We start from the raw sequence: 15,018 nt of genomic DNA on the forward strand, positions 1-15,018 counted from the left end.
TTATCAATTAGTCAGCCACTCGGCATTGAGCGTTTCACTATTACCTAAGTAATCCAGTAACCAACTCAAGGTTGGAGAACGCTTTTCTTCATTCCATATAACACAACATGGACTATCAGGTAAGGGTTGCTTAATTTGCAATGTTTTTAATTCATTTATGCGGCAAAGTTGCTCTACCCGATGTTTAGGCGCAAATCCTAAACATAATCCATTTTTTAAGCAAGCCAGACCACTTTCCCAATCTGGCACAATAAGCCGTTTTTGGTTATCTAATGCCCAAGTTTCTCGCTTTGGCAAGTAACGAGAGGTATCTTCTAAACATAAACTTGGATAATGACGTAATTGTTGATCGTTAATTAGACCGCTTATTTGTGCTAAAGGATGATTTATGCTGACAACACATGACCAGGGCATAAAGCCCATATCACGAAAACTATATCTATCGCCAATTGGCGACGCGCGCGTTGCACCAATAGCAATATCTACTCGCCCATCGACCAACGCCTCCCATACCCCATTATAAACTTCCTGCTGAATAAAAAGTTCAATATCAGAAAAGTGGCGATAAAAATCTAATATTAATTGCAATATTCTTTCTGGTTTAACTACACGATCAATAGCAATACTAAATTGTCCATGCCAACCATTGGCAATCTGTTGACATTGATGGCGTGTATCACGCATGGTCTTGATAATATTGCGCGCATTTTTAACGAAAAATTTACCGGCATCGGTAAGTACAACATCACGATAACGCCGTTCAAACAAAGCAACAGCCAGCCACTCTTCCAATTGTTTTACGGTATAACTTACCGCAGAGGGAACTCTATGTAACTCTGCGGCAGCGGCACTAAAACTGCCCGTTCTTTCAACGGCATCAATTACTTCAAGGGAGTACTCTGACCACATAGCCTTTAACCTGTCAAAATATTTGATAACAATATGCAAATAATAACGCTTCACAACAAAAATTCATCTCTTATACAATAAAAAGCGATATTTGATATTATTTAATTTATTGATACCAATATGAATAAAAATAACCCCAATCAACACAATTTTGGCTTTATGCTTTATCTTGCTGGCTTAAGTATGCTCGGTTTTTTGGCCATTGATATGTACTTACCTGCTTTTAGTATTATGCAACAACAACTTAATACCTCAGCAAATACCATCAGCGCAAGTCTTAGTCTATTTTTATGTGGTTTTGCCTTCGCTCAACTTAGTTGGGGGCCGCTTTCCGATCGTATTGGCAGAAAACCCGTTTTATTAATTGGACTAGCGCTATTTATTACTAGCTGTCTGGCCACACTCGGTATCACCAATGGCAGCCAATTGCTTATTTTGCGATTTATTCAAGGTATTGGAGTTTGTTCAACAGCGGTCATTTGGCAAGCTTTGGTAATTGATCGTTTTAGTGGCCTATATGCTAGACGGGTATTTGCCACCATTATGCCTTTAGTTGCGCTGTCGCCGGCCTTAGCCCCCTTATTAGGTGCCTGGATCCTTACTGGTAATAGCTGGCAAATAATATTTTTTAGTTTAGCTATCATCGGAATATTGCTTTTTCTGGCCACCCTTTTATTACAGGAAAAAAAACGTTTAGAAAAAACTCACAAAATAAAATCCACTCCTACTTTTATCACCTTTCTACGTTCTGCCATTTTTAGTGGTAATGTATTAATTTATGCCGCCTGTAGTGCCGGATTTTTTGCCTGGCTAACCGGCTCTCCGTTTATTTTAACTAAAATGGGATATAATCCGCAGGATATTGGTATCAGTTACGTACCTCAAACCATTGCCTTTATGTTCGGTGGCTACGGGGGACGTTATTTAATCGCCAAAATAAAAAACCAAATCCTGTTGCCAATCATTCTTATCGGTTATGCAATAAGTGTATTGGTTATCTTCATTCTTGCTATCTATTCCCAACCTAATTTATTTGCCCTGTTACTACCTTTCTGCTGTATGGCTGCGATGAACGGTGCTTGCTATCCTATTGTGGTGTCAAATGCCTTAAGTGTTTTTCCTAAAGACAGTGGTAAAGCCGCCGCTTTACAAAATACTCTCCAGCTAGGTTTGTGTTTTACGGCAAGTCTGGCGGTATCTAGCCTAATTGCCAACCCTCTGCTAGCAACTAGCACTGTTATGGTTTCTACCATTATTCCACTGCTAATAGGCTACTGGCTGCAAAAAAGTAAAAATTCAGCCAATACTGCGGAAACATTAGAATAGTAAAAAATCTTTAAACAAACGCTGGTGAGATGTAGGATGTCGACTAACTAAGCATGTTAAATTGTCATTTTTCAGTAAGTAATTTATCAGTTGTTTTACCTGTCAAGCGGCCAGAGAGCGAAAATCTTTGCCATAAACGTTTCATTATATTAATTAGGCGAGTTTTGTTATTGGCGACGCATTTTTTAGTAGGGCTATTCTTGTTTATTTATAGCGCTTATTGGCAGATTTAACTTAGCCACAAATTAGTCAATTAAACACGGAAAACCACTTTTGCCATTAACCTTATTCTAATAAGAAGAAACCTTTGCCTATTGTTAATCAGATCCTGTTTCTTCTTTTAAAATTACTTAACCTAATTAAAATTGCGTGGCTACAGGCTTAACACAGCTGATGATTATATTTTTGTGCCATTACCCGCTCAACAGTATCAACTACCGCTTGGGTGTGGGCATCAACTTCAATATTAACTTTATCTCCCAGACGCTTTTCTGCAATCGTGGTACGCGCAATGGTTTCTGGGATCAGGTGGACACAAAAACGATTATTAACCACATCGCCAACTGTTAAACTAATTCCATCAACGCCGATAAAGCCCTTGTGCAGAATATATTTCATTAATTGTTTATCATGTAGATAAAACCAAATTTGGAGATTATTTTCAGCTTTAAAAATCTTGGCTACTTCGGCGGTCGTAATGATATGACCCGACATAACATGACCCCCAATTTCATCACCATATTTTGCTGATCTTTCTAAATTAATCATATCGCCTAGTTTTAAACTGCCTAAGTTTGTCAGTCGCAAAGTCTCCTTCATTAAATCAAAACTCACCTTATCCCCATTAATATGGGTTACCGTTAAACAACAGCCATTATTAGCCACAGAGGCGCCTGTTTCTAAACCAGCGAGTAATTCACTAGGAAATTGAACAGTATAGGTACGAAAATTAACGCTATCTTCCACCGCAATTAATATTCCTTTTCCTTTCACAATGCCTGTAAACATATATTGAGTTCCCAACTTTAATAACAGATTAGTCATCATTCTACGCCAGTTATGCTAGATAAGCACTCTAGAAACAATAAATATGGCAGCTTTCTATCTATTTATAGCGATAACTTTACCAAATCGATACAATAAGCCAATTTTTAACGGATCAATTCCTTTTCCGGCTTCTGTTCATTTTTTATAAGGTATGGTGGGTGAATAAATATTTTAAAGAGGCACAAAGCCTATTAGCATTGGGTATTCCGATTATTCTTGCTCAATTCTCACAAACCGCGATGGGTTTTGTCGATACAGTAATGGCGGGCAAAGTCAGTGAAACAGATATGTCTGCAGTTGCGGTAGGAACCTCTATCTGGTTACCTGCTATTTTGTTTGGCCACGGCTTATTGATGGCTTTAACTCCGGTGGTAGCGCAATTAAATGGTTCAGGCCGACGTCAAGTTATTGGCAATCATATACAACAAGGCTTATGGCTAGCTTTCTTCTTATCACTTTTAGTTATGGGTGTTATTTATAATGCCCATCATATTATAAATAATATGCCTAATATTGATCATGAACTGGCAAATAAGGCTGTGCGGTTTCTGCATGCCATTATGTGGGGAGCACCAGGCTATCTTTTTTATCAAGTTTTACGCAGTCAGTGTGATGGGTTATCTAAAACAAAACCCGGTATGTTCATTGGTTTTCTTGGTTTATTTATTAACATACCAATCAACTATATTTTTATTTATGGTCATTTTGGTGCTCCGGCTCTTGGTGGTGTCGGTTGTGGTGTAGCCACTGCCTCGGTATATTGGGCAATGTTCTTTTTTATGCGTTGGTATATCCGCCATACCCCTTCACAACGAGACATCCGTGCTAATAAACAATTTGCTTTACCTGACTTTTCATTATTAAAACGTCTGTTCGCGTTAGGATTACCTATTGGTCTTGCTTATTTCTTCGAAGTAACTCTTTTTGCTATTGTCGCCTTACTGGTCGCGCCATTAGGTATTATCGCTGTCGCAGGACATCAAGTAGCATTAAATTTTAGTTCGTTAATGTTTATGTTTCCTATTTCTCTTGGTATCGCAGCAACCATTCGCGTCGGATATAATTTAGGCAGTTCTGCAACTGAAAACGCGAAAACATCCGCCTATGCTAGTATCATGGTCGGTCTAACAGTAGCTTGTTGCACCGCACTTGTGACAGTGTCACTTAGAGAGCAGATCGCATTAATGTATAATCGCAATCCAGAAGTGGTGCTTTTGGCGTCACAATTAATGTTATTCGCTGCTATTTATCAGATTTCCGATGCCATCCAGGTAATTGGCGCCGGTATATTACGCGGCTATAAAGATACCCGTTCGATTTTCTTCATCACTTTCATTGCTTACTGGTTACTCGGCCTACCGACAGGTTATCTACTTGGTTTAACAGATTTTATTGTACCTCATCTGGGACCTAAAGGTTTCTGGATCGGTTTTATTATTAGCTTAACTGCATCAGCTATCATGATTCTTTCTCGCATACTATGGCTTCAACGCCAACCAGACGAGTTTGTATTACGGCATTCAACTCGATAACTATTTTGTCAAACGGGTACAAGGTATAAAAAAAGAAAAATTGCTGTTTAATGCTAAATAGCATTAAATACGAGCAGTTAGATGTGAAATTTTATTTTTCCCTTGCCAGAATGGAAACGACCCGTTAATATTCGTTTCCACATTGTCGCCATAGCAATTCTTATTGCGTCCGTAGCTCAGTTGGTTAGAGCACCACCTTGACATGGTGGGGGTCGGTGGTTCGAGTCCACTCGGACGCACCAATTGTTAGCGATATATTTATCTTGTGCGTCCGTAGCTCAGTTGGTTAGAGCACCACCTTGACATGGTGGGGGTCGGTGGTTAGAGTCCACTCGGACGCACCAAATCTATCTGTTCCCAATTCTCTCTTTTGATTGTAAAGCCAGTGAGCTTACAGTTTCGATAAGCAATCAAAAAGCGCGTTAACGCTTTTTCACCCTACTCATGATCACTTAACCAAGACTATTTGTCGCTTAATTAACTAAATAGCCCGCTGTGAAAAGTCTCGCAAACGAAAACCAAAAACAAATAATGCCGCAAAATAACTTATTGCACCGGCAAAAACCACCAATAATAACCGCGTAATCCTCATCAACATATTGCCTTGCTCCCAGGCCGGCATAAAATTTAATACCAGCAATAATACCGCGACCATAACAATTAAAGCGGCGACTAATTTAAACAAGAATTTTCCCCAGCCAGCTAATGGGATAAAAATTGCCTGGCGACGTAATTGCCAATAAAGCATCAAAGCATTAAAACATGCCGCTAAACCGATTGATAAGGCCAAGCCAGCATGTTTTAGCGGGCCAATAAAGGCAAGATTCATTAATTGTGTCAAAATTAAGGTAATAATGGCAATTTTGACCGGTGTTTTAATATCTTGTCTCGAATAAAACCCAGGCGCTAATACTTTAACGACAATTAACCCCATTAAACCGACACAGTAGGCAATTAACGCTCGCTGAGTCATTACCGCATCGTAGGCACTAAAATTACCATACTGAAAAAGTGACACCGTTAATGGCTGAGCTAAAATAGCCAATGCAATAGCACAAGGTAACGCTAATAAAAAGCAAAGCCGTAACCCCCAGTCCATTAAACGCTGATATTCTTGCTGATCACCCATGGAAAAACTTTTCGCCAGAGAGGGTAATAAAATAGTACCCAATGCCACCCCTAGAACACCGGTAGGAAGCTCCATTAATCGGTCAGCATAATACATCCACGACACAGAACCTGATTGTAAAAATGAGGCAAAAATAGTATTAATAATTAACGAAATTTGGCTTACTGAAACACCAATAATCGCCGGCGCCATTAACTTCATTACCCGCCACACACCGCTATTACGCAAAGAGATACGCGGTAAAACTAACATACCTATTTTTTGTAAATAAGGTAATTGATACAACAACTGTAAAATGCCACCAGCAAAAACCCCCCACGCTAACGCGATAATAGGTGGTGTACAATAGGGCGCCAACAACAGTACTGACATAATCATACTGATATTAAGCAAGGTAGGGGCAAAAGCAGGAACAGAAAAACGGTTCCAAGTATTTAAGATAGCTCCCCCCAACGAGACTAAAGAGATCAACAAAATATATGGAAAAGTGATTCTCAATAAACCAACGGTTAAATCGAATTTATCCGGTGTATCAGTAAAACCGGGTGCGGTAATATAAATAATCCAAGGGGCCGCTAATATCCCTGCCAATGTAACGATGGCTAAAATCAAGGTCAATAAACCAGAGACATAAGCAATAAAGGTGCGAGTGGCTTCATCACCCTGCTGATTTTTATATTCAGCTAAGATAGGAACAAATGCTTGGGAAAATGCGCCTTCGGCAAAAATTCGGCGCAAAAGATTCGGTAATCTAAAAGCAACAAAAAAAGCATCTGTCGCCGCACCAGCACCAAAAAAACGGGCGATAATCGCATCACGAATAAATCCTAATATTCGGGAAAACATTGTCATAGAGCTTATCGCTGCTAACGATTTTAGTAGATTCATGCAATATCTTTATTAATGATGACCATAATAGATTGATAAAGTGTATCAGCGACCGGTAAGCATGACCATGAATTAAAATAACTATTTTTACTAAATCAGCAGATAAAAATCGATCATTATTATGCTGGTTTTATTTAGCAAAAATTATTCCTGGTTATTTTTGCTAATTAGTGACATTAAAATATGATCGCGCCACTCACCATTAATTTGTAAATAAGCTTTCGCATATCCCTCTGGTTTGAAACCTATCTTTTTCAGCAAATTACCACTGCGATGATTATGTGGCATATAATTTGCCATAATTCTATGCATTTGCTGCTGATATTGCATAAAATCAATCGTCGGCATTAAAGCTTCATACATCAATCCCTTTCCTTGCCACATTTCACCCATTGAATAACCTAGATAACAAGCCTGAAAAGCCCCTCTGATAACGTTACTAAAATTAATCACTCCGATAACTTCAGTCTCATACTTATCTAACAACAGAAAATGAAAAGCACTTTTTCGACGATGCATCTCTGCCATAATGTGCAAACGTTTAGTCCAGGCAGAAGGCTGATAATAACTACTATCACGAATGGGTTCCCAAGGTTTTAAAAACTCTTTGTTGCGGCAATAGTAATCAACCAGACGAAAAGCATCGTTTTCACAAGCTAACCGTATGATCAAACGTTCAGTAATAAAATAACATTCAGGCTCTCTGGTTCGATATCCAAACATCGCAGCCAACTCCAGGATATTTGTGCTGAATATAAATATATTTGATTTTTACAATAGTAAGTATATCTAATCTACTAGTATTATATTTACAAAATATCACTATGCGATACCCAATGGTGCTAAATGTCTCCAGTAACACAAGCGCGAAACCTCGGTAAATATTTTCTTTTACTCGATAATATGTTAGTCGTATTGGGCTTTTTTGTCGTATTTCCACTAATATCGATTCACTTCGTTGAACAATTAGGCTGGCCTGGCTTAGTGGTTGGTTTTGCCCTTGGCCTCAGACAAATATTCCAACAAGGTTTAGGCATTTTCGGTGGCGCAATAGCCGATCGTTTTGGTGCTAAACCAATGATAGTGCTTGGCATGCTGTTACGTGCAATCGGTTTCGCCTTAATGGCAATGGCTACCGTTCCCTGGATTTTGTGGTTATCTTGTATTCTGTCCGCCTTAGGCGGAACTTTATTTGATCCTCCTCGTATTGCCTTAGTCATTAAGCTTACCAAACCCCATGAACGAGGACGTTTTTATTCTTTATTATTAATGCAAGATAGTGCCGGCGCTGTTCTCGGTGCCCTACTCGGTGGTTGGCTTTTACTGTATGATTTTCAGTTTGTTTGTTGGACGGGTACAACAATTTTTATTATTGCAGCCATTTCAAACGCCTGGCTATTGCCTGCTTATCGTATCTCAGCTAGTCGGATACCAATTCGTGCCGGTATGAGTAAAGTATTTCGCGACCAACGCTTTATAAAATACATCCTTACTCTGACTGGCTATTTTATTTTGTTCGTGCAAGTTATGTTAATGTTTCCAATTGTTGTTAATGAAATAACCGGCACACCAACTGCCATTAAATGGATGTATACCATTGAAGCCATTATCTCTTTAACCTTACTTTATCCAATCGCTCGTTGGAGTGAAAAGTATTTTCGCCTCGAGCAACGGTTAATGACTGGTTTACTTCTTATGAGCCTGGCCATGCTTCCCATTGGCTTTACCCATTCACCGACGCTACTTTTTGCCCTGATCAGTCTGTTCTATTTAGGTACTATCACTGCTGAGCCTGCACGTGAAACATTAAGTGCTTCACTGACAGATCCTCATGCTCGTGGCAGTTATATGGGTTTTAGCCGATTAGGCCATGCTTTAGGGGGTGCAATAGGCTATATCGGTGGTGGCTGGCTATATGATATCGGATATCAGTGGGATTTACCGGCACTACCTTGGCATCTATTAAGCATAATAGGATTATTAACCTTATGGGCTTTGTACCAACAATTTAATCAGCAGCAAAACAAAACTATTATTATTAACGATGAATAGTTGGGTACAATCTTGCTATAAAAATTACAGGAGAAAAAACAAATATGAAGCATTTTTTTACCGCAGTACTATTGTTATTATGTGGAATGATAGCTGGATGCGATCAATTAACCGAATTCAGTATTAGTGAAGATACCATTAATAACTATCTGACCAAACATACCCACTATAGTAAAAAAATAGGTATTGCCGGACTGGCAGATGCGGGTATCGATTTAGCCAATCTTACTGCTCAAATAGGTCGAACTGAGCCGAATAAAATTACCTTAATGGGCGTAGCCAAAATTAACCTTGAAACGCTATTTGGTTCAACACAAGCAGAAGTGTCCTTAGCTATCACTTCACTGCCCTATTTTGATGTAGAGAGCGGTGCCATCTATTTAAAACAGCTGGAAATTTCTGATCACAAAATCACACCTGAAAAAATGGCCAGCACAATTAGCCCAATACTGCCAATTGTTAATAACTCCTTAAAAGCCTATTTTGAAAAAAATCCTGTCTATATATTACAACCAGAAAAAAGTACAGCAGAAGCATTAGCCAAAAAAATTGCCAAAGGGCTTGAAGTCAAACCGGGTAAGTTAGTTATCCCATTAGTAGAATGAGCAAATTAGTCACCATCAAGCGCCAATAAGGTATAACAGGCGCTATATCTCGCCTGTTAGATTTCAACCTTAAGTGACAGCGTCACTAATTATCAGCCAACTCTTCGCGCAATGCTACTAAAGCTTCACGCGTTATCATGACTAAAGTAGGATAAAAATTACTTACTGCATGGGTTTCTACTTGGCTAAAAAATAATTCGCTGGCAGGTAAAATAAACTGATCAAATAACTGAATTTGAGTCAATAGCGGATCCTGCGGCGCATTATCTTCCAACCAAGATGCTGCCAATAACAAAGCTGCAAAACGATCAGTTTTTTCCGCTGATAGCGGTATGCCATTTGCTAGTAAAAATTCATTAACTGCCGTGGCGGATATTTCACTATATTGACTAATACCATTAGCAATAGCTGAGGTAGGATCAAGAAATAGTTGCTTAAAATCTTTAATCACTAGCGCTAGATCCTGACTGCTAGCGGCTAATTGGGTTAACAATTCATCTTGCTCTAACGGCCAAGACATTTTCAATTTATCTTGCATAATCAATTCAAATAGAGGTTTAGTAACCGGATCCTCTGGCGAACGATTAAAGAGTGTTCCTAGTATTCGGCAAATCACGGAAAATTCATTCATTATTATTTCCAACTTATGCTATACATTTAATAATTTTACTTCTTAGTAAGGACAATAAAACATTGACTAGCAATATCGAATATATTTTCAACAGATTGGTCTTTATTTATCTGGTTAACTGCAAAAAGAGGCAAAAGTTGCAATATATTATTGACGGTCAGTCTGCTTTTTCCTATAGTAGCGCCCCGTCATTCTAGTATCGCTATATTAGCATGATAACCGGTGAGGTGTCCGAGTGGCTGAAGGAGCACGCCTGGAAAGTGTGTATACGTGAAAACGTATCGAGGGTTCGAATCCCTCCCTCACCGCCATATAAAATGTCTTTCTGCAACTTTTTAAATTCCCCACCACACATTTATAGCGCAGAGCGCTGACCGCCATTGTGACAAAGATATTGATATAACGCATTCATACCTAACCAACGATTGGCACACCAATCGGGCGCAAGTAAAGTGGGCTTGCGGGCATTGGCACAGATCCGATGGTAAATAATATTTTTTGGGGTATGACGGATCATTTCACCGGCCATTTCAACGTATTGAGTTAATTCAAGTGATAACAAACGTCCTGCTCGCCAAGCTTTCGCCATTATACTTCCATCAACAATATGTAATGGATGCAATTTAATACCATCAACACCGGTATCAATGACGCGAGATAAGGTTTGCAGATTTTCTTTAGTAGTTTCGCCTGGCAGTCCAACAATTAAATGAACACAAACATTTAATCCCTTTTTGCTAGCAATTCGAGCTATTTTTTGATAGCAGGCAAAATCGTGGCCGCGATTAATTCTTTTTAAGGTTTTATCATGGGAAGTTTGTAAACCAAGCTCTAACCAGATTTCATATCCTTGCTGCTGATATTCGACTAATAAATCCAATACCGGTTGCGAAACACAATCCGGCCGCGTACCGACACAAAGTCCAACAATATTAGCCTGATTTAATGCCTGTTGATATAGTGTTTTTAAAATAGCAACTTCAGCATAGGTATTGGTATAAGCTTGGAAATAAGCCAGATAACGCTGAGCACGATGAATTTTTTTCACTTTTAGCGCGATCTGTTGCTGGATGGAAAATTGCTGTTGTTGTTCATCGGAAAAAAAGGCAACATTGCAAAAGGTACAGCCGCCACGCCCTAATGAGCCATCCCGATTAGGGCAATTAAAACCACCATGCAAACTGATCTTATGAATTTTTTCACCGTAGCGGCGCTGAAGATCAGCGCCAAACATAGTAACAACATCATTTAACTGCATAAAATCACAATTAATTAGCGGTATCTAATGGGGCAAAACTTTTCACCAAATCATCGATGGCTTTCACCTGTTCAAGAAAAGGCGCTAATTTTGCTAATGGTAGTGCCGATGGTCCATCACATTTAGCGTTAGCGGGATCAGGATGCGCTTCCAAAAATAATCCCGCCAAACCGACTGCCATACCCGCTCTCGCTAACTCAGCAACCTGTGCACCACGACCGCCGGAAGCAGAACCAAAAGGATCACGGCATTGCAATGCATGAGTAACATCAAAGATAACTGGCGAACCTTTTGATACATTCATCATAACGTTGAAACCTAACATATCGACGACCAAGTTATCATAACCAAAATTTACTCCGCGATCACAGAGAATAACTTTTTCATTACCTGCTTCTTTAAATTTATCAACAATATTCCCCATTTGACCAGGGCTGATAAATTGCGGTTTTTTAATATTAATAACCGCACCGGTTTTTGCCATCGCTTCAACTAGGTCAGTTTGTCGCGCTAAAAAAGCCGGTAGTTGAATAACGTCGACCACCTCGGCAACCGGTGCGGCTTGCGCTGGTTCATGTACATCAGTAATGACCTTAACACCAAATGTTTGTTTGATTTCTTGAAAAATTTTCATTCCTTCTTCCAGCCCTGGGCCACGATAGGAATGAATTGAAGAGCGGTTCGCTTTGTCGAAGGAAGCCTTAAAAACATAAGGAATATTAAGCTTGTCTGTCACGGTGACATAATGTTCACAAATTTTCATTGCCAGATCGCGCGATTCAAGCACATTCATCCCACCAAATAAAACAAATGGTAGATTATTTGCCACTTTAATATTATCAATGGCGACAACTTTATATTGCATGCTCTTACCCTTTTTATGACAGCAAATTAATTACCATTTTTGATCATCAATGCAAGGTAACCTGCTGGCCTTTTATTGAATAGATTTGCATTTTTATCATTTCAGAAACAGGATCTCCTGGGCATTGTTCAACAAAATAATTTAAATCAGAAATAGCGACATGATTACATTCAAGATGAGCAAAAATAAGCCCTCTATCACGTATTTCATATGGGTCTTTCGGATCCAAAATTAATAATGTTTCACAAACTCTTAGCGCTTGTTCCATTTTCTTTTCTTCCATCAACGCCGCTTTTATTGTATCAAACATTTTGCGTATGATAGTTCTATGCGCAGTTTCTTCTATATCTTTTCGCGTCAGATGAGCAAAGGGGCTAATTGTTCCTTTGACCCATAAATCAAGCATCTGCTCGGTGAGCGTTTCACCATTTATTGGGTTAATATACCAATAAGTGCCATCTTCTCGACGAACGCATAGAATAAGTTGAGTCAGAAAAATAATTGGCATTACCGGCAACTGCAATTGAGTGGCAACATGCAAAAAAATCGTCCCCAATGAAACAGGTGCCCCCTTTCTTGCTATTAGCACTTTATCCAGCCAAAGCGCCTCAGAAAGCGAATAAACCCCCGTTACACCGCTAAAAAGCCAGTCTTGATAAAATAATTTTAGTAATATAGATACTTGCGTTTCTATATCATCATCAGCTTGTATTGCTTGCCTCGCTTCGGCAACTAGAAGCCTAAGTTGTGCATTAACTTGTTCAACAGGAAAATCTGGCCGAATAATCCGTGAAACAAGTATAATACCTTCGCTCAGTGGTGCTTTATTAAATTCAAAATCAGCTATGGTTTTCATCACATTTCCATTGACCTACTGTAATACGATCATTACCACCATAATCCTGAAAAGTTACTACCTGTTGATACTGATGACAGGAAAATAACTGCCTTACTTGCTCTCCTTGCAACCACCCGTGTTCGAGTAAAAGCCATCCTTTATTAGCTAAATAGTTACGTGATTGTTCAATTATCAATTGAATATCAGCCAACCCTTGATTAGCCGATATTAATGCTGTTTTGGGTTCAAAACGCACATCACCTTGCTGTAAATGAGGATCATATTCATCAATATAAGGTGGATTACTGACAATCATATCAAATTGCTGAATTGGTAGTGAAGTAAACCAATTACTTTTGCAAAATTTGACATTATTAATTAGCAAATTATCAGCATTAAGTTGGGCTAATGCAATTGCAGTATCACTAATATCAACACCGACTATCTGCGCTTGCGGGCACTCAGATGCTAAAGCTAACGCCACAGCACCACTACCTGTGCCCAAATCTAATATTTTTACTGCTCGTTTATCTGATAATAATTGTAATGCTCGCTCAACTAAACATTCTGTATCCGCACGCGGGATTAATGTAACAGGTGAAACTTTTATTGCTAAAGACCAAAACTCTTTTTCTTCGACTAAGTAAGCGATAGGCTCACCCTTAGCACGACGAGCTAAGAGATGTTCAAGCTGTTGTTGTTGCTTAATGTTTAATTCTGTTTCGCCAAAGGCGATAAGGAAAGTTCGTGTATGTCCTGTTATATATTGCAACAGAATTTCAGCATCACGTTTTGCACTATCACTATGGCAAAGCTTATTAGCCGCATAAGTTAACCAATGCTGATAATTCATTAATCCTGCTCTGATAAAGCAGAAAGTTGATCTGCTTGATATTCGTTAATAATAGGCTGGATCAGCATATCTAATTTTCCCTCTATCACTTCATCTAAACGATAGAGCGTTAAGTTGATACGATGATCAGTGATGCGGCCTTGTGGAAAATTATAAGTTCTGATCCTGTCGGAACGATCACCTGAGCCGAGTAGATTGCGGCGCTCTGAGGCTTCCGCTTCACGGCGTTTCTGCATTTCCGCTGCGCGAATACGGGCTGCTAAAACCGACAGTGCTTTAGCTTTATTTTTATGTTGTGAACGTTCATCCTGACATTCAACCACAATTCCGGTTGGAATATGGGTAATACGGATAGCAGAGTCAGTGGTATTAACATGTTGTCCACCCGCTCCTGATGAACGAAAAGTGTCAATTCTTAAGTCACTCGGGTTAATATCAGGTAGTTCGGTTGCCGGAATTTCCGCCAGAATAGCAACTGTGCAAGCAGAGGTATGAATACGCCCTTGAGATTCTGTTTCCGGCACCCTCTGGACACGATGTCCGCCTGACTCAAACTTTAGACGGCCATAGACGCTATCACCAGAAACTTTAGCGATAATTTCTTTATAACCCCCATGTTCACCCTCGCTCGCATTCATAATTTCAATGCGCCAACGACGGGATTCAGCATAGCGGTTATACATTCTAAAAAGATCACCGGCAAATATTGCCGCCTCATCACCACCGGTACCGGCCCGAATTTCTAAAAAACAATTCTTCTCATCATCTGGATCTTTTGGTAATAGCAAAATCTGCAACTGTTGTTCAAATTGCTCATTACGCTTTTTCGCTTCTTTCAATTCTTCCTGAGCCATCTCGCGCATTTCAGGATCATGCAGTAATATTTCAGCCGTCTCAATATCTTGCTGAACAGCGCGCCATGACTGAAAACATTTAGTTACATCAGTTAACTGCGCATACTCTTTAGACAATGCCCGGAAACGCTCTTGATCTGCGATCACTTCAGCATCGACCAGGTGAGCTTGAATTTCTTCGTAGCGTTCCTGTAATGCTTCTAACTTAGCAATTATTGAAGACTTCATTCG

Annotated in this window: 14 protein-coding genes and 3 tRNA genes; 7 read left to right on the forward strand and 10 right to left on the reverse strand. The window is 39.4% G+C overall.

Going from position 1 to position 15,018, the window contains the following annotated elements; genetic code table 11:
- Nucleotides 1-3: 3 nt before the first annotated feature.
- A complete protein-coding gene (gene punR, locus H1X92_RS13885) occupies nt 4-909 on the reverse strand; it encodes a DNA-binding transcriptional activator PunR (protein WP_180560707.1) in 906 nt (301 codons plus the stop codon).
- Nucleotides 910-1,029: 120 nt separating this feature from the next.
- Here punR and punC point away from each other — a divergent pair, with 120 nt between their 5' ends.
- A complete protein-coding gene (punC, locus tag H1X92_RS13890; protein WP_180560708.1) occupies nt 1,030-2,235 on the forward strand; it encodes a purine nucleoside transporter PunC in 1,206 nt (401 codons plus the stop codon).
- A 381-nt stretch (nt 2,236-2,616) separates the two neighbouring features.
- On the opposite strand, the gene H1X92_RS13895 is transcribed toward punC, so the two are convergent.
- Nucleotides 2,617-3,243: a riboflavin synthase subunit alpha gene (locus H1X92_RS13895; RefSeq protein ID WP_180560709.1), complete on the reverse strand. Its 627-nt coding sequence runs from the start codon at nt 3,241-3,243 to the stop codon at nt 2,617-2,619.
- A 197-nt stretch (nt 3,244-3,440) separates the two neighbouring features.
- Here H1X92_RS13895 and H1X92_RS13900 point away from each other — a divergent pair, with 197 nt between their 5' ends.
- From H1X92_RS13900 to H1X92_RS13910, 3 genes are all read left to right on the forward strand, one after another.
- Complete coding sequence (locus tag H1X92_RS13900) at nt 3,441-4,814, forward strand: MATE family efflux transporter (protein ID WP_180560710.1); 1,374 nt, start codon at nt 3,441-3,443, stop codon at nt 4,812-4,814.
- 165 nt (nt 4,815-4,979) lie between these two features.
- Nucleotides 4,980-5,056: transfer RNA gene (locus H1X92_RS13905), tRNA-Val, on the forward strand.
- Nucleotides 5,057-5,081: 25 nt separating this feature from the next.
- Nucleotides 5,082-5,158 (forward strand) — tRNA-Val (locus H1X92_RS13910).
- A 137-nt stretch (nt 5,159-5,295) separates the two neighbouring features.
- Here H1X92_RS13910 and murJ read toward each other — a convergent pair.
- A complete protein-coding gene (gene murJ / locus H1X92_RS13915) occupies nt 5,296-6,831 on the reverse strand; it encodes a murein biosynthesis integral membrane protein MurJ (protein ID WP_180560711.1) in 1,536 nt (511 codons plus the stop codon).
- A 144-nt stretch (nt 6,832-6,975) separates the two neighbouring features.
- Complete coding sequence (rimJ, locus tag H1X92_RS13920) at nt 6,976-7,554, reverse strand: ribosomal protein S5-alanine N-acetyltransferase (protein ID WP_180560712.1); 579 nt, start codon at nt 7,552-7,554, stop codon at nt 6,976-6,978.
- Nucleotides 7,555-7,677: 123 nt separating this feature from the next.
- Here rimJ and mdtH point away from each other — a divergent pair, with 123 nt between their 5' ends.
- On the forward strand, nt 7,678-8,883 hold the full coding sequence (gene mdtH, locus H1X92_RS13925) for a multidrug efflux MFS transporter MdtH (RefSeq protein WP_180560713.1): 1,206 nt from the start codon (nt 7,678-7,680) through the stop codon (nt 8,881-8,883).
- Nucleotides 8,884-8,927: 44 nt separating this feature from the next.
- Complete coding sequence (locus H1X92_RS13930) at nt 8,928-9,488, forward strand: lipoprotein (protein WP_180560714.1); 561 nt, start codon at nt 8,928-8,930, stop codon at nt 9,486-9,488.
- Nucleotides 9,489-9,573: 85 nt separating this feature from the next.
- Here H1X92_RS13930 and H1X92_RS13935 read toward each other — a convergent pair whose 3' ends face one another.
- Nucleotides 9,574-10,119 (reverse strand): TorD/DmsD family molecular chaperone, encoded by a 546-nt coding sequence (locus H1X92_RS13935; protein WP_180560715.1) that lies wholly within the window; start codon nt 10,117-10,119, stop codon nt 9,574-9,576.
- Between the two features lie 221 nt (nt 10,120-10,340).
- Between H1X92_RS13935 and H1X92_RS13940 the strand changes: the two genes are divergently transcribed.
- Nucleotides 10,341-10,430 (forward strand) — tRNA-Ser (locus H1X92_RS13940).
- Between the two features lie 44 nt (nt 10,431-10,474).
- Here H1X92_RS13940 and H1X92_RS13945 read toward each other — a convergent pair.
- Genes H1X92_RS13945 through prfA form a run of 5 tightly spaced genes read right to left on the reverse strand, consistent with a single transcriptional unit; the run spans nt 10,475 to nt 15,015 of the window.
- Nucleotides 10,475-11,377, reverse strand: a complete 903-nt coding sequence (locus H1X92_RS13945) for a TIGR01212 family radical SAM protein (protein ID WP_180560716.1) — start codon at nt 11,375-11,377, stop codon at nt 10,475-10,477.
- 10 nt (nt 11,378-11,387) lie between these two features.
- On the reverse strand, nt 11,388-12,242 hold the full coding sequence (kdsA, locus tag H1X92_RS13950; protein WP_180560717.1) for a 3-deoxy-8-phosphooctulonate synthase: 855 nt from the start codon (nt 12,240-12,242) through the stop codon (nt 11,388-11,390).
- A 46-nt stretch (nt 12,243-12,288) separates the two neighbouring features.
- Complete coding sequence (gene sirB1 / locus H1X92_RS13955; protein WP_180560718.1) at nt 12,289-13,098, reverse strand: invasion regulator SirB1; 810 nt, start codon at nt 13,096-13,098, stop codon at nt 12,289-12,291.
- Nucleotides 13,082-13,933 carry a peptide chain release factor N(5)-glutamine methyltransferase gene (gene prmC, locus H1X92_RS13960; protein ID WP_180560719.1) on the reverse strand — a complete coding sequence of 284 codons (852 nt, stop codon included), beginning with the start codon at nt 13,931-13,933 and terminating at the stop codon, nt 13,082-13,084. The genes sirB1 and prmC overlap by 17 nt, the downstream gene beginning before the upstream one ends.
- On the reverse strand, nt 13,933-15,015 hold the full coding sequence (prfA, locus tag H1X92_RS13965) for a peptide chain release factor 1 (protein ID WP_180560720.1): 1,083 nt from the start codon (nt 15,013-15,015) through the stop codon (nt 13,933-13,935). The genes prmC and prfA overlap by 1 nt, the downstream gene beginning before the upstream one ends.
- Nucleotides 15,016-15,018: the final 3 nt, after the last annotated feature.

This window comes from Arsenophonus endosymbiont of Apis mellifera (genome assembly GCF_903968575.1).
GTDB lineage: Bacteria > Pseudomonadota > Gammaproteobacteria > Enterobacterales > Enterobacteriaceae > Arsenophonus > Arsenophonus apicola.